The following is a 19919-nucleotide window of genomic DNA, read 5'->3' on the forward strand; positions in this document are numbered from 1 at the left end:
TTACAGCGCTTCTCCTTTTTACGGGAGAGGCGCTTTCCGCTGTGTATGTCTACGAGGTTACAACCGTAAGCCGCCGCTTTCAGACCGCCTCCATGCTCGGTCCGAAAGCTTTTCTGTTTCATAACGGCGGAAGCGATATAATCAAAAATCTAAAAATTGTTCAGAAATATCCCGGAAAAGATTTCAATAAAGCTCTGGAGGAAAACAGACTTGGGAATGCAAACTACCGTCCGCTTCTTTATCAGACTCCTCCTGCCGATTCTAATTATATCCGTTTTATCTGGTGGCGTTGAAAAAACATCCGCAGACGGGCGAAAGCTTTTTCTTATCCACATCACCCGTGAGGGGAGTTCTGCTGTGACCACAATGCACGTCAGAGCAGAGGATATTGATGAGGCAAGAAGCCAGATCGTTCTCAACGGGTGGAAGCTTATAAGGATAGAGGAAAAAGAACTTACCGAACCGGATTACTCCGGTCATAAATTCCGCTATACAGGCAATTCTCCGGCTAAAGCGGCTGATATGCAGTCAGATGCGAAAAATGCTGCCTCACAGAATTCAGATCTTCCTGACGGTTCACCGGCTCTTCTTGCAGATGATAATTATACTTATATAGGCACACTCTATTTTGATATTGGTGAATTTCATGCTGAGGTACCGGCGCAGCTTGGTACAAAGATAGCCTCACTGCGGGACTCAGGAGAGTATCTTATTCTGGGGCATACGGATACTCTTCGTGTTATGGAGAATGACCGCTTTGACACCAACTTCGACCTTGCCCGAAAAAGAGCGGATTATCTGAAAACGATTCTGGAGCAAAACGGTATATCTTCAGTTAATATTGCAGCGCAGGGGATGGGGACTCTTATGCCTGCTGCGGAAAATACAAAGAACGGGCAGCCCATGAACAGGAGAGCGGATCTTTATGAACGAAAATGACGGCATAAGGTATGAGGATTTTTACAATATCAGCCTGAAGAATTTTTATGAGCTGATAACGGAAATCCTTCACGACTTTCACTTTGCTGTACACAGATCTGTTTTTGACGGACAGGGGAAACGCCGTATTGAGATATGGCGGTCATCAAAGGATGAAAATGATAATGCCCTTGTATGGCTCGAGATTGTTGAAGGGGAAAAAGAACTTGACCCATATATAAGCACAGACGTTCTTCGTACCATGAATGAAGAGAATGTTATTAAACTTTTCTTCTTTACCAACGGCTCTCTTGAAAAGAAAGAGAAAGAGGTTCTGGATGGCCGTGACCATTATATATTCACCCCCACCGATATAATGGAAACCATAAATGCCCTGGAAAAAAAGAAAAAGTACAAACACCAGAAAAAAAGAAAATCAAAGGGTGTTCCCAGCGGTTACACAGTCCTGAAAAATTATCTTAAAGCCAGACAGACCGAAAGAGGTTCTGTTACTGTGCCCACAAGTAAGGTGACAATGGTCACTGAAAAATACACCAAGCTTGCACGAGGTATTCTGGAGGAGATAGATCTCCTTGAGGATATCAACAATATAACCCCTGAGATCAGGGAGAAGTTCAAGAAAATTCAGCATGATATTCTCCCGGAAGTGCTTAAAGTCTCAGTCTTTAAGTTTACTGATAAATTTACCGATGTAAAAACAAGACTGTTCTCTCTGCTGCAGTATCTGCTTATTTATATAGGCGCAGTCGTTGAGTACGAATCGGAAGACGAGATGAAGCGCAGCCGTGAGCAGGTGGAGCTGGATCTAGAATATCTTGAAGGGATGGAAAGCAACGTTGATGAATATAAAGTTACTCTTATGGAAAGGGCGCAGAAGATAGCGTGGAAGCTGCTTTATATGTCACTTGCCATAATAGCTTTTTTCAGCGTTTTTTTCCTGATCATGATGAACGATTAGGTTTAATGACCTTAACTGTTTCTAATGATACTGAATTTTGTTATAACAATAATTACGCTGAGATTGGCGCTGGGCAGTGAAAAACCTGAAAATTCCTGATAAGAGTGGTATTATTTGTTAACTTTGAAGGAGCATTATATTATAATCAGGCTAACTGTCTGCGGTATTTTATGCGGAAAATAAAAAAAATAACGGCTGGAATAGATGGAGTTTAACCAGGAAATTCTCAACTACATGAACGAAATAGTCATGGTAGTAAATGACAGGTACGAGATACAGTTCTGCAGTACCCCTATGAAAAACCTCACAGGGAAGACATCTGACAGGCTGATGGGCAAGAAATGCCACCTTGTCATATTCAACAGACTGGAACCCTGCCCCAACTGCCAGCTTGAGATGCTGAAGAACGGGAAGATGGCTGTTGATATTGAGCATGACACCATCACCCACAGAGGTTTCCGCAAACTGTATTCTTCAAAATTCCAGAAGCTTTCCGACGGAATGTATGCGGAAATAATGGATGACATCACAAGCACAAAGAAGCTTATAGATAAGCTCACCCACCATACAAAAGAACTTAAGGCGTCCAATGTTATCCTGAATCTGCGAAGAAAAGAAACTGAGAAAGAGCATAAGTTCATAATGAATACCGTCAACTCACTCAATGAGGGGGTTATGGTGGTGAACCCTGATTTCTCGGTAAATATCGCCAACCAGAATCTGATTGAGATGTCAAAACAGAGCGGCTCTGACATCAGACCGGAAAAATGCTATGAAATGTATGGTTATAAGGAACAGTGTAAAGACTGCCCTATGCTTGATAAAAAAGTTACACGCTCTTTCAGGGAAGCATTCGGCAAAAAGCTTACGGTAAATTTTAACCGTTTTGATCAGTATATTGTTGAAAGTATAAGGGACACAACCAAAGAGCTTAAGCTCATCGACGAGATAAAAAGCCAGCAGGCTGTCCTTGAGGAAAAACAGAGGCAGATGTCTCTGCTTAACAAGGACCTTCTCCGGATGAACGAAAGGCTGAAGGAAGCGCAGAGGATAATCGATGAGGAATTAAGGCAGGTGGGAGAAATTCAGGCAAGCCTTCTTCCCGAAACTCTGCCTAAGATAACTGATTATGACTTCGGCGCTTTTTACACTCCTGCGGAGCATGCCGGCGGCGACTACTATGACTGCATAGAGATGAGCAACGGATACTGGGGTCTGGGTGTTGCCGATGTTTCCGGGCACGGAATCCCCGCATCTGTTATAATGGCTATAACAAGAGCAATAATGAGATCTTACACCTATGACATAGTGGCTTCTTCCGAAGCGCTTGCGATGGTGAACGAGATCCTTTGCGATAATATACACACAAATGACTTTGTTACTATGTTTTATGTGGTGCTTGACTCAAAGTCCGGCAGATGCAACTTCGCCAGCGCAGGGCATAACCCTATGCTGTTTTATGACAAATCTGAGATGCTCGTCCGCAAAGTGACAGCACAGGGGCTTTTCCTCGGTGCTTTTGACAGTGTGGACTATGATCAGGGCGAATTTGAGATGGATTCCGGCGACATTGTTTTCATGTACACAGACGGACTGAACGAAGCAATGAATGGGCAAAGGGATCAGTACGGCTATGACAGGCTGATTTCAAAAATAATGATGTTCAGCGAACTGCCCGTGAGCGAGATGATTAGAAACATTATGGATGATGTGAAGCTCTTCGCCGACGGAATACCGTTCGAGGACGATATAACCATACTGGCATTCAAAAAGATTTAGGAGGCAGCCATGTTCGACGTTCAGGGTAAAAACGGGAAGCAGGTAGTTTACATCAAGGGCGAAGTAAATGCCCAGACAGGCGGGGAGCTTAAGAAAAAAGTGCTTGATATGTTCGCATCTCACAATGCGGCAGTCCTTTCATTTAAAGGCGTTGTATATATGAACAGTTCCGGTCTCAGGGAGATCATAGATTTGCTTAAAAATGCGAATAAAATGAAAAAAGAACTCGGTCTCTGCGAAATGTCTTCAGACATCAGAGAAATGTTCGCATTCACCGGTCTTGATAAGGTTTTTAAAATTTATGAAACAGAGGCGCAGGCGCTGGGGTAAAAAATGAGCGTTGAACTCACCAGAAATAAAGACACCCTCCGTGTCGTCATTGGCGCAGAAAATCATGTTGAAGGACTCAATGAAGGTTTGGCTGCTGTAAGGAGCGAAAGCGGAGTTTACAAGGTTATTCTCGATCTTAAAAACTGTCTTTTCCTGCAGAGCAAATCTCTGGCGACAATCCTTGCGTTTAAAAAAGAGATTCAGAAAAATAAGGCAGAGCTTCTGCTTGTAAACGTGAGCGAGGAAGTGCATCAGCTTTTTGAAATGACAAATCTGCTGCCGCTGTTCACTATTTCTCAGGACTACACTTCTTTTACTGCTGATGAGCTTCTGGAAAAGTTTTTTGATCCCGAAGAGGCTGACAGGGTTTCCGATTTTATAGCAGAAAACTACACTGATGATATAAAAGCAAGACTTTATGACGCTCTTGCCATGGATGATCCGCTGCTGAAGGAATATGCAGTGCTTACCATAGGCAAAGCACATGACTATGATGCCACTGCTAAGATAAAAGAGTGTCTGGACAGCGATTCAGGTTCGGTTGTCAGGGCGGCAATTCTGGTTCTCGGCTGGTTCGGGGAAGTGTCCGTCAGGGATCGGCTTTATGAGTTCCTCAAAAGCTCAGTCAGTGATGTTGCTGAAGCCGCTGCGGGCTCAATCGCTCTTTTGGCTGATGATTCCGATGCAGATAAAATAGGTATTCTCCTCAAGTCAGATTCACCACGCCTTAGAATTGTTGCTGCGCAGGCTTTATCTCTTATAAACGATTCACAGAGCTATTCTATTCTCCTTGAACATCTCAAAAAGGAAAAGAATGAGGATGTGCGTGCGTTCACAGTGAAAAGTCTTGCAGGTTTCAACAAGCCCGGTGTGGCAGATATTCTTCTTGCCGGTTTTGATGATGAGTCGATCAAGGTGCGTGAAGCATCTGCGGGCGGTCTCGTCAGAATCAAAGCCAAGGACAAGGTTGAGGAAATCCTTAAGCGTATTACAGATAAAGACAGCTGGGTAGGTTATTTTGCAGTGAAGGCTCTGGGCGAAATGCACAGTGAAGTCAGTGCGGAAAGGCTCATTGAGGCGTATGCCGCAGTTGAGGAAAATGTACGTCTGGCTATAATTGAAGCTCTCGGCAAAATAAAGTATGACTCTTCTCCTTTTTTGCAGGGGCTTGTTAAGGACGACAATGAGGATGTGCGTAAAGAGGTTCTCGGTGCTTTGATGAAGATCAAGCCGGACGCTGCTGCTGCCACAGCAGAAAAACTTGTCGGCAGTGATGAAAGCTGGCTTGTGCGTTTTAAGGCAGTTGAAATTCTCGATACCATAAAACCGGAAGGCTACAAGGATGTTCTCCGCAGCAGGATTACCGCTGAGGACAACAAATATGTGCGTGAAAAGATTCAGAATATACTGGAAGTGTTATGATTCAGCTCGGAACGATAAAAATAAAAGATGACGAGTTTGTTGAGTTAAAGGATATCATCTATAACAGTTCCGCTATATCTTTTTCCGACAGCAAAAAGTATCTTCTGGAGAACAGGCTGACGAAAAGGCTTCAGGAACTGAACTTCAACAGCTTCAAGGATTATATTTACTATCTCAAGTACAATATAAAGAAGAAAGAGGAGATGGAGATTCTCCTTAATCTTGTGACAATTAACGAAACTTATTTCCTTCGTGAAAGAGCGCAGATGGATTACATGATTAAAACAGTAATCCCTGAACTTCAGGCGAAGGGCAAGAGAAGTATCAGGATATGGTCTTCCGCCAGCTCCTCCGGAGAGGAAGCCTACTCAATGGCTATACTGCTGAATGAGGCAGGGCTTCTGAACAGGATGAATATTGAGATATACGCTTCAGATATTAACACCGAAGTGCTGGAAACGGCGAAACAGGGTGTATACCGCAGCGTGTCTTTCAGAGGGGTACCGCAGCAGATTGTGGATAAGTATTTCACTAAAGACGGCTTTTCTTTTAAGCTTGATCCTGCAATAGCCTCTCAGGTAAGGTTTTTTCAGGGCAACCTGCTGAATCCGCTGGTGGCTTCCAAGTTTGGTAAGGCGGATATTATCTTCTGCCGTAACGTGCTGATATATTTTGATATGGAAGCTAAAAAGAAAGTTATAGAAACTTTCCACAAGGCTCTGAATGATCCGGGCTATCTTTTCCTTGGTCACTCTGAGACTTTGAATAAAATAAGCGAAAAATTCCAAATGAAGAATTTCGGTGGCGGCATAGTGTACCTGAAATAAGGTTGATATCCTAACACTCCCAGGATGGGAGTGCGCCGTGCGAAGCGAAGCCGCATTGATTGCGGCGCGAGCGTGTACGTCAAACCGACAGGACGTGCGGTTTGGCGTTATTAAGACCGACGAATTTCGGCGGCGGCATAGTCTACCTGAAATAAGGTTAATATCCTAACACTCCCAGGATGGGAGTGCGCCGTGCGCAGCGAAGCCGCATTGATTGCGGTGCGAGCGTGTACGTCAAACCGACAGGACGTGCGGTTTGGCGTTATTAAGACCGACGAATTTCGGCGGCGGCATAGTCTACCTGAAATAAGGTTGATATCCTAACACTCCCAGGATGGGAGTGCGCCGTGCGCAGCGAAGCCGCATTGATTGCGGTGCGAGCGTGTACGTCAAACCGACAGGACGTGCGGTTTGGCGTTATTAAGACCGACGAATTTCGGCGGCGGCATAGTCTACCTGAAATAAGGGTAATATCCTAACATTCCCAGGATGGGAGTGCGCCGTGCGAAGCGAAGTCGCATTGATTGCGGCGCGAGCGTGTGTGTCAAACCGACAGGATGTGCGGTTTGGCGCTGTAATTATCGCCTGCTTCTGTTGCGCTTTTATGCGTATCGGCTAATTTATATAATATGAATTTAAGCCGATAATAAAGGTACATGTATCATAGGGCGGTTAATCCGCCCCTTGAACATATTCAGAAAAGGCAAACTCCCTTTTCTGAACCCTTATTAGCAGGAGGTCTGTATGGCTCCCGGTCCCATAGATGTTCAAGTTATTATGAATAAAACCCCTGTGACTGAGAAGGTTCAGGAGGTTATGGAAAGAAACGCAGAACAGCGCCATGCTCATTTGGCTTCTGAAATGGCGAGGCAGAATGAGCAGAATACCCGTTCGGTTACAAACGTCACGAAGTCTGATAATCCCAATATTGATGACAGAAACCGCAAGAAACGTGAACAGAAAAAGAAGAAGAAAGCACCGCCGGAGAGTAAATCCGGTCATTATATAGATATCGAGGCATAAGCAGTGACAGTCCGAGCCAGACTAAGCATAATATATCCTGACGACATAAGAACCGTTTACGGTCTTATAACTTCAAAAGCACCTCTTGTGCTTCAGTTTGGTTCTTACTCACCTTCTATGACACAAGATTGTCTTGATATGACTTTACAGTGGCATGAGGCAGGCGCTTCAAAGTGTATGCAGGTGGAGTTTTTAAAGGCTGAAGGCAACCTGGTGTCCTTCAAAGCTGTAAAAGATCTGCGTGGAAAGGCGGACTGCGCCCACAGAGTCGAATACAAAGGCTCGTTCGATATAAAAAAAATCACTGCTGATGAATATTCATCATACGCACGCAGGGCAGAAAGGCTTAATTCCGCCAATAAAAACAGTATCGTAAACAAGATTCAGTCTATAATCCCCAATGAAAGTATAAGTAATCAGCATCTTTTCAAATTTCTAATAGAGATGGACGCCAAGCTGGATAAGCTTATATACCTTGCCGAATCTGAAAGCAGGGTAAATGACCTGACGACCACAAAGGCACTGTATATCAGCAGCGAAGGCTGTGGATTTTTCACAGGTGATGCCATCAAAATAGGCGATCTGTTTTTTATTGAAGCGAGAGCCTTTGATACGGGCGGCAAACTGCGCTTTGCAGCCGTGGGGAAAATAAGCGGCGGAAGAAAAACGAAACTCGGTATACTGGCTGATCTTGAGTTTACAGATATGGAAGAAGCTGTTAAGGAAAATATTATAAGATATGTTTTTGAGAAAGACCGTGAGCTTCTGAAAGAGGCAAGGGATAAATGAGCAATTCAACTGTTTTGATAATTACCCACATCGTGCTGCTTGTGCTTGTGCTTGTTATTGCGGCTCTCGCTGCCAAAGTACGCAGACTTGAAAAGAAACTTATAGAAGTTACTCCTTCTGATCTTTATCCGTTTATAGAGGAGCTGCGGGAACTGGTTATCGAGAGCGAACGGATAGCCACCAAGCTTGATAATTCTATAAAAGAGAGAGAAAGCGTGTTGGAAGACCTCACCGTGCTTGCCGGTTCAAAGCTGGAAGACTACGGGCGTGCAGCCGAAAAAACCGTGAAGGAGAAAACCCTCAAAGAAAAAATAAGGGAGCTTGCGGAAGATGGTATGCCTGATTCTGACATAGCGAGAAAGCTGGGCATTTCCACTACAGAGGTCAAGATAGTCCGCAGTATGGACGCATGAAAATATTCTCTTCCGGTCAGTTCGGGTTCACCGATCAGAGCGGCAAACTCCTTGAACTTATGGAAGGTGAAAAACTGGGCGGTTCTGTTGTGCGGAGAATGAACAACGGAATGTACCTCATAAACTTAAAGGGGCGTCAGGTAACGGCCCAGCTTGACACAGAGCTGGGTGACAGCACACGTTTTCGGGCGCAGGTAGTCCGCAACGGTTCACAGGTCGAGCTTAAAATAATCAGAAACTTTGAAGACGGCTTTAATTCTGCCGTGGTAAAGAACACATCCCCCGGTGTGCAGACGCAGGACGGGGCTGATGCGGTTATATTCCGCCTGCTTAAGGGGACTATTCCCGGTGCCAAGGAAGGGGACAGCCTGAATCTGAATATTGTCCGAACCATGGGTGACGGGCTTAAGCTGCTGGACGCTGCCGGTTATCTTTTTAAGGCTGATATAGGGCAGACAGTGCTGAACAGCCTCAAGGCTTTGGTTTTAAAAACAGAGCCGTTTCTGGAACTTATGGTGATGAAAAATCCGCTAGAGAGCCTAGACCCTCTTATGGTTAAAACAGAAGTTGGAAAGTTTGATTTCACAGCTCTTTTAAAAAGTACCGGAAAATTTTCCAATATAAATCTCCTGAACCTGTCTGCGGATGACATAAAAGCTGCTCTCAAGGAGAGCGGAGTGTTCTTTGAACACAAGCTTGCAGGAGGAGAAAAGGTTACGGGTGATGAAAAATTCCGTGCCTACACTGAAAGGGATGTACCTGCAAGGGAGGCAATAACCAGGCTTCAGCTTGTTAATGTCCTTATGGCAGACGGACTTGTGAGCTATTTAAAAACGCAGAATGAAGATGTGAGTGATGCTCTTGTCAGATATAAAAAAGATGACAAGGGGGGCGGAATAATGTATATCTCCCTTGAATTCAGCAAAATAGGCAGAACATTCATAACTATAAGGCAAATTAAAGATATGTTTGATATACTGGTGAAGAGCGAAGCGGATATATCTGAGATGCTAAAAGGCATAGAAGTCGAAAACGCCCTGATCCGCTGGAAAAAATATGAACCTGATGATGAATCGGTGTTCGAAGTTAAGAAAGATACAGCACAGCAGTTAGGAGGTTTTGACGCTACGGCATGAAAGAAAAATTAACTGAGATCCTTTCCTATATAAATCTGCCCCTTGAGAGTCTGATTAAAGCGGGTGTGATTTTAGGTTTTGTTTTCCTTGCTTATGCTATACCCCGTTTTTTTATACTAAGAGTCATTAATGCCGCTGTTAAGCGCAGTGCGGTTCAGTGGGATGATGTGCTTCTTAAGCATAAGGTGTTTAATATAATTTTCACACTTCCCCCTGTTTTTGTTATCCATTACGGGCTTCAGTTTTTTCCTTCTGTTCAAACACCTGTCATGCGCCTGCTGAATGTATATATCACACTGATGGTGGTTATATTCGCCAGACGTGTTCTGCGTTCTGTAGTTGAGGTCTATGAGCGTTATCCCATATCCGCCACAAGACCCATGAGAGGCTATGCCCAGCTTGTTGAGATATTTGTTTTCTTCATGGGCACCATACTGGTGATATGCTTCTTCCTTGGTAAATCCCCATGGGCTATCCTCAGCGGGATAGGAGCCATGACAGCCATCCTCATGCTGGTTTTCAAAGACACCATCATGAACTTTGTGGCTAGTCTGCTTATAATATTTAACGACCTTATACATGTCGGTGACTGGATCGAGGTTCCTGGAACTGATGCAGACGGCACCGTGATAGAAATGGCGCTGCATACTGTAAAGGTACAGAACTTTGATAATACGATCGTGACTATACCGACCCACAAGCTCATAGACGGTTCCTTTAAGAACTGGAGGGGCATGAGTGAATCCGGTGGAAGAAGGATAAGGCGTTCTATCCTGATAGATCAAAAAAGCATCCGTTTTTTAACAGATGAAGATATTAAAAAGCTCAGTTCCGTCGATGTCCTCAAGGAATACCTCAGCCGCAAACAGGATGAAATAGGCAAAGCAAATGAAAATATAAACTCTCAGAGCGTTGTAAACGGCAGACACCTTACGAATATCGGCACTTTCAGAGCATACATTCTTGAGTACCTCCGCATGAAAAAAGAAATAGACAAGAACATGACCTTTCTGGTAAGACAGTTAGCTCCTACGCCCCAAGGACTGCCCCTTGAGGTATATGTGTTTTCCAATGATACAAACTGGGTAAACTATGAGGGCATTCAGTCCGACATTTTCGATCATTTGCTTGCTGTTATTACAGAATTTGACTTGAGAGTGTTTCAGTCTCCCAGCGGATATGATGTTTCGGAGCTTGCCGATAAACTTAGGATTAAATGAATTAACGGCTGATTAAAACAAACAGTAATTATTTTTTCCGATTATAAAGAAAAAACTTGTTTTGTTTATAACGATATTTTATATTCTTTCAAACGTTAGCCTGTTATTATAAGAATAAACGTTGTGCCTGTGCGGTTTTGCACACTATATGTTTCATTAGCCCCTAATGGGTATTTAAGGAGTATTTTATGGTTTATAAGCCGGATGTAAAGCCTGTTCAGTCAGTTTATCATGCGCTTCAGCTTTTTGAAGTGTTCAGAACTGCTGAAAACAAAGACGAGTTTGGTGTTACCGAGCTTAGTAAGTCTCTGGGGCTGCACAAAAACAATGTGTTCAGGCTGCTCGCTACCCTCGCTTCAAGAGGTTACATAGAGCAGAACTACAATACAGAGAACTACCGTCTGGGGATCGGTATTTTTAATCTGGGACAGAAGTTTGTAAGCAAACTCGGTATTCTCAAGCTCTCCAGACCCTTTATGGAAAAAATAGTTGCCGAAGTTAACGAATCTGTTTACATAGGCATACTCCGTGAGGGTAATGTTATCTATCTGGATATGGTTGAAACCAACCTCCCCGTGAGAGTTGTTTCCCGTGTGGGTAAAGATGTCCCCGCCTACTGCACTGCCATCGGTAAAGTTCAGCTTGCTTATTCTTCCGAGGAAGAGATAAACAAGATTTACATGGGTGCAAGGCTGAAAAGATACACTGATACCACAATCACATCGCTTCCTATTCTCAAGAAAGAGCTTAGAGGCGTAGCGGATAACGATTTTGCCATTGATAATCAGGAATTTGAGGAGAGGGTGCGCTGCGTTGCCGTCCCTGTTAAAGATTATCTGGGGATACCTGTTGCAGCTCTGAGTGTTACCGGACCTGCATGCAGGATGACCGATGAACGCCTCATGAACCAGATTCTGCCTGTGGCAAGAAAATATGCCCGTGAGATAAGCAAGCGCTTAGGCTTTCACGAGTAAGATACAAGCAAAGCCCCGCATTAGCGGGGCTTTTTTTATCTGTCGCTATTATATTTCACATCAAACTCCTGATCACTCATAAGAAACAGGAAAATTGATTCCACTATCCCAATCAGCCCCGGAATGAATGTCCAGCAAAGAAGAAGATAGACTATTCCCCAGCCGGCTTTACCCAGATAAAACTTGTGTATTCCGAACCCGCCGAGAAAAAAAGCGAGTAATGCCGCTGCCAGTCTGTTTCGGTTCGGATACTGCCTTACGCCGCATTTAGGGCATATTTCAGCATTCCGCCTTATGGGTTCACCGCATTCCGTGCAGTATTTAATACCTTGTTCTTTTGGTGTCATTTCTTGCCTCCGTTTTTAGCGCAGTGCATAAAAAAAGCCGCCCCCCTTACGGGAAGCGGCTTGGGGTAATTTTTTAAAAGTTTAAGCAGTGCTTAGGCAATTGCTTTTGCTTCCTTTTTGTTCATTATAACGTAAACAAGGGCAGCCGCAACACATATTGAAGAATATGTACCGAAGCCTATTCCCACAAGAAGAGCCAGAGCAAATCCGTGGATTACCTCGCCGCCGAATATGAAAAGTGCAAGCACCGCAAGGAGCGTTGTGCCTGAAGTAAGAACTGTTCTGCTCAGTGTTTCGTTGAGGCTTATGTTCAGCACTGTTTTAAGCGACATGGAGCTGTCTGCTTCGGTTTTCATTTTTTCACGGACACGGTCAAAAACGATAACAGTATCGTTAATGGAGTAACCTACGATAGTGAGGAGAGCCGCAACTATGGTCAGGTTAATCTCTTTACCCATGAGGCTGAAAATACCGAGGGTAATGATCACATCATGGAAGAGTGACACAACAGCACCCACAGCGAAAACAAGCTTAAAGCGCAAAGCGATATAAATCAGCATGCCTATAAGGGCATAGATAACGGCGTATATAGCCTTTGTTTTGAGCTGCTCGCCAACCTGCGGACCAACCTGCTCAACACGAACTATATCAACCTTGCCGTCACTGAAAGTCTGCACCAGAGTGTTTTTTATGTCATTGGAGACTTCGTCAAGCTGTCTTTCTGATTTTTCGATGCGTATAAGTACATCATGAGCATCGCCGAAGTTCTGTATGACTGCTTCACCCATGCCGATTTCGTTCATGGCCTTTCTGACATCATCAAGGTTGGGTTCCTGCTCAAATTCCGCCTGAATAACTGTTCCGCCTGCGAAATCTATGCCGTAGTTGAAACCTTTGGTCATTATGACCGCAACACCTATCAAGGTAAGTATGATGCTGACAGTGAAGTAGTATTTTGTATAGGAAAGGAAATCTATCCTTGTTCCGGGTTTAATTATCTCAAACATCGTCATTCCCCCCTATATGCTCACGGATTTAGTTTCACTGCCGCCGAGCATTGTGGCGAAAATAGTTCTGGTGAAGAACAGTGCAGTGAACAGGGATGCGAGAATACCGATTGAGAGGGTAACAGCAAATCCTTTGACCGGTCCCGTTCCGAACTGGAAGAGAACAATCGCTGCGATTATCGTAGTAAGGTTTGCGTCTATGATTGTGGAGAATGCCTTCTCATAGCCGTATTCAATGGCATTGAGGGGCGTTCGTCCCATCCTGAGTTCTTCTCTGATTCGCTCAAATATGAGAACATTGGCATCCACAGACATACCTATCGTAAGGATAAGTCCCGCAATACCCGGCAGGGTAAGGGTTGCCTGAAACTGGCTCATTACTGCGAAAATCAGCAGGAAGTTGAACAGAAGGGCGGCATTTGCGATGAGCCCTGAAACCCTGTAGTAGATTCCCATGAAGATGATAATAGCCGCAACACCGATGATTGCCGCCTTAAGACCTGCATTGATGGAGTCCTGACCGAGAGAGGGTCCCACTGTTCTGTTCTCTTCAATTGATACAGGAGCGGGAAGGCTTCCTGCTCTGAGGACTATTGCGATCTCTTTGGCTTCATCAAGGGTGCCGATTCCGTCAATTATTGCACTTCCGCCTGCGATTTTTGATTTAATTACCGGCGCAGAGTAAACATTGTCGTCAAGCACTATCGCCATTCTTCTGTTTACGTTCTGTCCTGTGATCTCTTCAAAAAGCTTGCTTCCGGCTGAGTCCAGTGTGAACTGAACAGCGGGAAGGTTATTCTGCGTGAAGGAAACATTGGCGTCCACAAGGTAATCCCCTGTGAGAACGGCTTCTCTTTTGAGTACAAAGGGTACGCTGCTGAGAACCTTGCCTGTGTTTTTATCTGTAATTTTCTGATAAAGAAGAATCGAGTCAAAGGGTATATTGCCGTTTACAGCGTCTTCGGGGTTTACAGTTTCATTTACTATATGGAACTTAAGCTGTGCGGTTCTTCCTATGAGGCTGATCGCCCTTTCGGGGTCTGTGACACCGGGAAGCTGCACAACAACCTGATTCCTTCCCTGTCTCTGGATGATTGGTTCAGAAACGCCGAATTCATCGATTCTGTTTCTGACAACCTCAAGAGACTGATCAACTGCGTATTCCTTTATCTGCCTCACAGCCGCGGCATTAAAGCGGTAGCTGAGGATATTATTGCCGGAGGAAGCTACTTCCTCCAGTGTGTCATATCTTTCAGCGATGATCTTTTTGACTTTGTCAGCATCGTCTGTGTTATTAAGAGCGATGTTGATTCTGCCTTTATCATCCATCTGCACATAGCCGAAATTAACAGATTCTGCGGCAAGCTCTTTTCTGATTTTTACCGCAAAACCTTCAAGCCTGCCTTCAACGGCTTTGTCGGTATCCACGCCGAGGATGACGTGCATACCGCCCTGAAGGTCCAGTCCGAGTTTCATGCTCTTGCCGTAAGGCAGAACGGAAATGACAGCCCAGACCGCTACAATCAAAATGATGATCCATCTGGTCCTTGTTTTCATTAGGTTTATTTCTCCCCGGCAGCGACAGAAGCCACACCGCTTTTAGCGGCTTTGATCTTAACGCCGTCAGCAATTTCGACTATAAAAGTGTTCGGATCAGCGATTCTTTCTATTTTGCCGTATATACCGCCGGCAAGGATAACTTCGTCGCCTGCTTTAAGCGCATCAAGCATTTCAGCGTGTTTTTTCTGTCTTTTCTGCTGGGGTCTGATAAGCAGAAAGTAGAATATCGCAAAAATGAGAATAAGGGGTAGAAGCTGTATTAATGCTCCGCCCTGAGAGGGCTGTGCGTTTGCAGCCAACATAGTACCGTTAAACATTGTCTCCTCCGAAACTGATTTTATCCAGAATTTCCTTTTTGAAATCCTCAAAGAACCCATTATTTATAGCATTTCTTGACCTTTTTACAAGAGAAAGATAGAAATGCAGATTGTGGATAGAGTTGAGTTTTAAGGCAAGAAGCTCGCCTGATTTATAGAGATGGCGAAGGTATCCCCTTGAAAAATTGCGGCATGTGTAGCAGTCGCATTCTGCATCCACTGGTTCATCGGAAAGTCTGTGCCTTGCCGCTTTTATGTGGAGCTTGCCGTTATTTGTGAAAAGCAGGGCATTTCGTGCGTTTCTTGTGGGCATTACGCAGTCGAACATGTCCACGCCTCTTTCTATTCCGTTAAGCAGATCCTCCGGTGTTCCCACACCCATGAGATAGCGGGGTTTGTCCGCAGGCATATAGTCGGTTATGTAATCGGTGATTTCATACATAGTAGGGATATCCTCTCCCACACTTAATCCACCTATGGCGAATCCGTTAAACGGGAGAGCGCATATCTGTTCTGCACTGCGTTTGCGGAGGTCTGGGAATACTCCGCCCTGAATTATGCCGAATAATGCCTGATCTTCCCTTGTTTTTGCCTTAAGGCATCTTTCCGCCCAGCGTGTAGTGAGTTCAAGGGATTTTTCCACATATATCTTTTCGCTGGGATAAGGCACACACTCATCAAATGCCATCATGATGTCTGCGCCGATTTTCTGTTGGATCTCCATGGATTTTTCAGGAGATAAAAACAGCTTGCTGCCGTCAAGATGGGATCTGAATTCGACCCCTTCCTCACCTATTTTATTCAGTTTGGCAAGGCTGAAAACCTGAAACCCGCCGCTGTCTGTGAGTGTTGGTTTATTCCAAGAATTAAACTTCGCCAGACCGCCGAAATGCGCCACTGTGTCCTCTCCGGGACGCAGGTGAAGATGATAAGTGTTTCCCAGAATGATCTGGGCGCCGATCTCATCCAGCTCACGGGGGGCAATTCCTTTGACGGAACCAACAGTGCCCACGGGCATGAATATGGGGGTCTCTATCTCCCCATGCGGAGTGACAATCCTTCCCGTTCGGGCTTTTGATTTCTCACTCGTTTTTTCCAGTGTGAATTTAAACATTATTTTCCCTGTTTTTTGTTGTTGGTCTCAAATGAAGTCTATCGTATAAACATTGCATCGCCGTAGCTGAAAAATCTGTATTTTTCTCTTACAGCGTGTGCGTAGGCATCAAGCATAAATTCTCTTCCGGCAAAGGCGCAGACGAGAACAAACAGAGTTGATTTCGGCAGGTGAAAGTTGGTGATCAGTGCATCCGCCGCTCTGAACTCGTATCCTGGTCTTATGAAAATATCTGTTGAGCCGCTTCCTGAACGGGTTATCCCCTTTTCATCAGTTGCAGACTCCATTGTGCGCATTGCGGTGGTTCCCACACAGATCAGCTTACGTCCGTCTTTCTTTAGGCTGTTGATCTTATCCGCAGTCTCCCCGCTCACATTATACTGCTCGGAGTGCATATGGTGATCCTCAAGATGCTCGGACTTCATCGGGCGGAAAGTGCCGATGCCCACATCAAGTGAAACCTCAAGAACCTCGACCCCTTTTGATTTCAGCGCACCAAGTGTATCTTCTGTGAAGTGTAGTCCGGCTGTGGGTGCAGCTACGGATTTTGCTTCCTTGGCATAAACCGTCTGGTAGCGGATTTTATCCTCTGCGCTGTCATCTCGGCGGATGTACGGAGGCAGGGGAACGTGCCCCCATCTTTCCATGACTTCTTCCGGAGTATGGGTGAGAAAGCGTACCATGCGCAGACCGTCATCAAGGAATTTCTCTATCCTGATTACAGCTTCGCCCACTGTGACTTCCGTGCCTTCCTTAACTTTTCCGCCTGTGAGGGCAGTGAAGGAATCGGATGAAAGCTTATTCAGAAGGAAAACCTCAACCTGTCCGCCTGTGGACTTAAAGCCTTCCAGCCGGGCATTCATAACACGGGTGTTGTTGATTACAAGGAAATATTCATCATCGATAAGTTCAGTGATTCCGCCGAACATCAGATCTTTAACCAGTCCTTTCCTGTCTGCAAGAAGCAGACGTGAGCCGCCTCTTGTATCGGACGGGTACTGGGCTATAAGTTCCTCTGGCAGCGGAAAATCAAACAGTTCCGCAGGGGTTTTCATTAAACGTTCCGTTTTATGAATTCCTTTACCGCTTCCGTATCATTTGAAATATCTTCAACCTTACGGGGCAGACCTTCAAGCTTAAGGATTCCGGCGGGTTTTTCAGGCTCTATACCCGCAGACTTCACCACAACATCAGGGAATTTTGCAGGATGAGCCGTTGAAAGGCAGATTACTGGGGAGTCTGTATCAAGCTTCAGTCCAGCGGCAACTCCGCAGGCTGTGTGCGGGTCTATTATATAGCCGGTATTTTTATAGAATGAGGCTATGACTTCTTCGGTTTCGTCATTTGAGGCGGAATACGTACCGAATTCCTCCTGAACTTTGGCAATATCAGAAGGAGGGAAGGTGATCCCTTTTTCGGTTTTAAGTGTTTTCATTAGCTGCTCAACCTTTGACGCATCCTTATTATAAAAGAAATAAAGATAACGTTCAAAATTGCTGGCTATCTGTATGTCCATAGAAGGGCTGTAGGTGGCTACAACTTCTTTGGATGTGTAATCCCCTTCGTTTATGAAACGGCTGAGGATGTTGTTTTCATTTGTGGCAAGTATGAATCTCTCAACAGGCAGACCCATCTGCTTTGCGTAGTATCCGGCAAAGATATTGCCGAAGTTCCCTGTAGGAACGACAAAAACAGGTTTTTTGCCGTTTTCTGCTGCTCGGAATGAACACCAGAAGTAATACACTACCTGAGCCAGAACCCGTGCCCAGTTAATAGAGTTGACTGCTCCGAGGGAGTAGTCATGTTTGAATTTGAGATCCCCGAATATCTCTTTGACGATATTCTGACAGTCATCAAATGTGCCGTGAACAGCGAGATTAAAAACATTTTCATCTGTCACGGAGGTCATCTGCATTTCCTGAACAGGGCTTACCCTGCCTTTGGGGTGCAGGATAAATATGCGGATGTTTTTGCGCCCACGTACGCCGTAGATTGCTGCGCTTCCTGTGTCTCCGCTGGTGGCTCCGACTATATTGAGCCTTTCTCCCCTTTCTTCCAGTATATGCTCAAACAGATTTCCGAGGAACTGAAGGGCAATATCCTTAAAAGCAAAGGTAGGACCGTGGAATATTTCGGCAATGTACAAACCGCCCTTTTTGACAACGGGGATAACTTCTTCCGTGTCAAAGGCGGCGTAGCTTTTTTCAATTATTTTTTTCAGCTTCGCAGGCTCGATGTCCGTGGCGAAGCGGCTTATGATCTCGTAAGCAAGCGAGGGATAGTCCAGTGCGGAAAGTTTCGTGAGTTCCTCCGTTGTGAAGGAAGGAACACTTTCAGGCACAAGCAGACCGCCGTCATCGGCAAGTCCCATCATGACCGCATCTTTAAAAGAAACAGCGGGAACTTTCCCCCGTGTGCTTACGTATCTCATAATATTAACCTACAAGCTCAAGAGCGGAGAAAAAGTAAGCAATTTCTGTAGCTGCTGTTTCGGGAGCATCAGAGCCGTGAGTGGCGTTGTTGTCGATATTTTTGCCGAATTCTTTTCTCAGTGTGCCTTCAGCCGCTTCTGCGGGGTTAGTGGCGCCCATGAGGTTTCTCCATTCCTTGATGGCTCCGTCTTTTTCAAGAACCATAACAACACAGGGACCGCTGCTCATGAAATTAGTGAGATCATTGAAAAAGGGTCTTGCGCTGTGAACAGCGTAGAAGCCTTCCGCTTCTTTTTTTGACATGAATATTTTTTTAAGTGCAACTATTTTGAATCCTTCCTTTTCGATGCGGGCAAGGATGTTGCCGGTGTTGCCTGCTGCTGTTGCATCAGGTTTTACTATTGCGAAAGTTCTTTCCATTACAGACCTCCATATACTAAAGCAAGCTATATAAACAGAACTGAATAGAAAAATCAACCGTTTCAGGCGGATTTTGCGGGAAAATGGATGGGCGGTGCGGAAAAGACCGCCCGTTTATGGGTAAATCTTCTTTTATTCCAGTATCAGGGCAAGAAAAGACAGATTTTTGTCAGTCTTATTTGCTATTGAGTGAGCTTCACCCTTGGCAGTAATCATCATGTCACCCGGTGTCAGCACATCTTCATTTCCGTTATCATTCACTTCTGCGAAACCGTCCAGAAGAACATATATCTCCATATCTTTTTCATGGGTGTGATAACCGACTGATGCTTCGGGGGGAAGATCCATGAATGCAAAGGCGGTTATCTGCCCGCCGTATTGTTTGGCAGCCTCATAGGGTATCTGTACTGCTGTTCCCGTTCCCCCTCTGGGTTTTTCGATTTGTTTTGCTTCAATATCACTTACACGCACTATCATACAGCCTCCTTGGGTTTATACACGGACGTATAAATCATCTGAGCGTCAAGATAGTACAAATTACCTGTTTTGTAACCTTTTTCCTTCATAAACTGATACGCCAGTCTGCACTCTCTGCCTGATTTACAGTAGAGAATAGTCATGCGGTCATCAATTAATTCAGGAACCAGTTTACGGAACGCATCAGGGGGTATGTTCTCTGCTCCTTTAAGGTGGTGCATTTTATAATGCGCCGAGTCAGAGAGATCGATTAATCGGAGATTTTTTTTGGTTTTGAGCATATTCATCAAAACGTCAAAGTCGATAGCGCCGCTTTCGATCTCTTCACTTCGGGTCATTCTGGTGTAAACATAAGAGAAACATACAAGAACCAAGGCTCCGCCCAGCCCGATTAATAAACTATGCAGCATAAAAGTCTCCATGAACACATGCTCT

General features: G+C 44.9%; 23 protein-coding genes. 13 read left to right on the forward strand and 10 right to left on the reverse strand.

Features of this window, described 5'->3' with window-relative positions:
- The first annotated feature begins 41 nt into the window (after positions 1-41).
- From ACYRYY_RS09985 to ACYRYY_RS10045, 13 genes are all read left to right on the forward strand, one after another.
- On the forward strand, positions 42-293 hold the full coding sequence (locus ACYRYY_RS09985; RefSeq protein ID WP_460215451.1) for a hypothetical protein: 252 nt from the start codon (positions 42-44) through the stop codon (positions 291-293).
- A 73-nt stretch (positions 294-366) separates the two neighbouring features.
- Positions 367-939, forward strand: a complete 573-nt coding sequence (locus ACYRYY_RS09990) for an OmpA family protein (RefSeq protein ID WP_460216487.1) — start codon at positions 367-369, stop codon at positions 937-939.
- Complete coding sequence (locus ACYRYY_RS09995; protein ID WP_460215452.1) at positions 926-1897, forward strand: hypothetical protein; 972 nt, start codon at positions 926-928, stop codon at positions 1895-1897. Before ACYRYY_RS09990 ends, ACYRYY_RS09995 begins: the two co-directional genes overlap by 14 nt.
- 204 nt (positions 1898-2101) lie before the next feature.
- Positions 2102-3676, forward strand: a complete 1575-nt coding sequence (locus ACYRYY_RS10000; RefSeq protein ID WP_460215453.1) for a PP2C family protein-serine/threonine phosphatase — start codon at positions 2102-2104, stop codon at positions 3674-3676.
- Between the two features lie 9 nt (positions 3677-3685).
- Complete coding sequence (locus ACYRYY_RS10005; protein ID WP_128467645.1) at positions 3686-4006, forward strand: STAS domain-containing protein; 321 nt, start codon at positions 3686-3688, stop codon at positions 4004-4006.
- Between the two features lie 3 nt (positions 4007-4009).
- The gene (locus ACYRYY_RS10010; protein ID WP_460215454.1) at positions 4010-5428 is read left to right on the forward strand and encodes a HEAT repeat domain-containing protein; all 1419 of its coding nucleotides are present in this window, start codon (positions 4010-4012) and stop codon (positions 5426-5428) included.
- Complete coding sequence (locus tag ACYRYY_RS10015; protein ID WP_460215455.1) at positions 5425-6255, forward strand: CheR family methyltransferase; 831 nt, start codon at positions 5425-5427, stop codon at positions 6253-6255. The genes ACYRYY_RS10010 and ACYRYY_RS10015 overlap by 4 nt, the downstream gene beginning before the upstream one ends.
- Before the next feature lie 744 nt (positions 6256-6999).
- Positions 7000-7278 (forward strand): hypothetical protein, encoded by a 279-nt coding sequence (locus ACYRYY_RS10020; protein WP_460215456.1) that lies wholly within the window; start codon positions 7000-7002, stop codon positions 7276-7278.
- 3 nt (positions 7279-7281) lie between these two features.
- Complete coding sequence (locus ACYRYY_RS10025) at positions 7282-8067, forward strand: PilZ domain-containing protein (RefSeq protein ID WP_460215457.1); 786 nt, start codon at positions 7282-7284, stop codon at positions 8065-8067.
- Complete coding sequence (locus ACYRYY_RS10030; protein ID WP_460215458.1) at positions 8064-8480, forward strand: hypothetical protein; 417 nt, start codon at positions 8064-8066, stop codon at positions 8478-8480. The genes ACYRYY_RS10025 and ACYRYY_RS10030 overlap by 4 nt, the downstream gene beginning before the upstream one ends.
- Positions 8477-9616, forward strand: a complete 1140-nt coding sequence (locus ACYRYY_RS10035; RefSeq protein WP_460215459.1) for a hypothetical protein — start codon at positions 8477-8479, stop codon at positions 9614-9616. Before ACYRYY_RS10030 ends, ACYRYY_RS10035 begins: the two co-directional genes overlap by 4 nt.
- Positions 9613-10836 carry a mechanosensitive ion channel family protein gene (locus tag ACYRYY_RS10040; RefSeq protein ID WP_460215460.1) on the forward strand — a complete coding sequence of 408 codons (1224 nt, stop codon included), beginning with the start codon at positions 9613-9615 and terminating at the stop codon, positions 10834-10836. The genes ACYRYY_RS10035 and ACYRYY_RS10040 overlap by 4 nt, the downstream gene beginning before the upstream one ends.
- A gap of 188 nt (positions 10837-11024) precedes the next feature.
- On the forward strand, positions 11025-11810 hold the full coding sequence (locus ACYRYY_RS10045) for an IclR family transcriptional regulator (protein WP_460215461.1): 786 nt from the start codon (positions 11025-11027) through the stop codon (positions 11808-11810).
- Positions 11811-11845: 35 nt separating this feature from the next.
- Here ACYRYY_RS10045 and ACYRYY_RS10050 read toward each other — a convergent pair whose 3' ends face one another.
- The 10 genes from ACYRYY_RS10050 to ACYRYY_RS10095 all read right to left on the reverse strand — a co-directional run bounded on the left by ACYRYY_RS10050 (position 11846) and on the right by ACYRYY_RS10095 (position 19894).
- Positions 11846-12157, reverse strand: a complete 312-nt coding sequence (locus ACYRYY_RS10050) for a TM2 domain-containing protein (RefSeq protein WP_460215462.1) — start codon at positions 12155-12157, stop codon at positions 11846-11848.
- A gap of 92 nt (positions 12158-12249) precedes the next feature.
- Positions 12250-13164, reverse strand: coding sequence for a protein translocase subunit SecF (gene secF / locus ACYRYY_RS10055; RefSeq protein ID WP_460215463.1), 915 nt, complete (start codon positions 13162-13164; stop codon positions 12250-12252).
- A 12-nt stretch (positions 13165-13176) separates the two neighbouring features.
- The gene (secD, locus tag ACYRYY_RS10060) at positions 13177-14721 is read right to left on the reverse strand and encodes a protein translocase subunit SecD (protein WP_460215464.1); all 1545 of its coding nucleotides are present in this window, start codon (positions 14719-14721) and stop codon (positions 13177-13179) included.
- A gap of 5 nt (positions 14722-14726) precedes the next feature.
- Positions 14727-15041 carry a preprotein translocase subunit YajC gene (yajC, locus tag ACYRYY_RS10065; protein WP_460215465.1) on the reverse strand — a complete coding sequence of 105 codons (315 nt, stop codon included), beginning with the start codon at positions 15039-15041 and terminating at the stop codon, positions 14727-14729.
- Positions 15034-16155, reverse strand: coding sequence for a tRNA guanosine(34) transglycosylase Tgt (tgt, locus tag ACYRYY_RS10070; protein WP_460215466.1), 1122 nt, complete (start codon positions 16153-16155; stop codon positions 15034-15036). Before tgt ends, yajC begins: the two co-directional genes overlap by 8 nt.
- Before the next feature lie 38 nt (positions 16156-16193).
- Complete coding sequence (gene queA, locus ACYRYY_RS10075) at positions 16194-17210, reverse strand: tRNA preQ1(34) S-adenosylmethionine ribosyltransferase-isomerase QueA (protein ID WP_460215467.1); 1017 nt, start codon at positions 17208-17210, stop codon at positions 16194-16196.
- Positions 17210-18586 (reverse strand): threonine synthase, encoded by a 1377-nt coding sequence (gene thrC, locus ACYRYY_RS10080; RefSeq protein ID WP_460215468.1) that lies wholly within the window; start codon positions 18584-18586, stop codon positions 17210-17212. Before thrC ends, queA begins: the two co-directional genes overlap by 1 nt.
- Positions 18587-18590: 4 nt before the next feature.
- Positions 18591-19007 (reverse strand): nucleoside-diphosphate kinase, encoded by a 417-nt coding sequence (gene ndk, locus ACYRYY_RS10085; protein ID WP_460215469.1) that lies wholly within the window; start codon positions 19005-19007, stop codon positions 18591-18593.
- A 132-nt stretch (positions 19008-19139) separates the two neighbouring features.
- Positions 19140-19484, reverse strand: coding sequence for a cupin domain-containing protein (locus ACYRYY_RS10090; protein WP_460215470.1), 345 nt, complete (start codon positions 19482-19484; stop codon positions 19140-19142).
- Positions 19481-19894: a rhodanese-like domain-containing protein gene (locus tag ACYRYY_RS10095; RefSeq protein ID WP_460215471.1), complete on the reverse strand. Its 414-nt coding sequence runs from the start codon at positions 19892-19894 to the stop codon at positions 19481-19483. Before ACYRYY_RS10095 ends, ACYRYY_RS10090 begins: the two co-directional genes overlap by 4 nt.
- Positions 19895-19919: the final 25 nt, after the last annotated feature.

It is taken from the genome of Geovibrio sp. ADMFC3 (assembly GCF_054687035.1).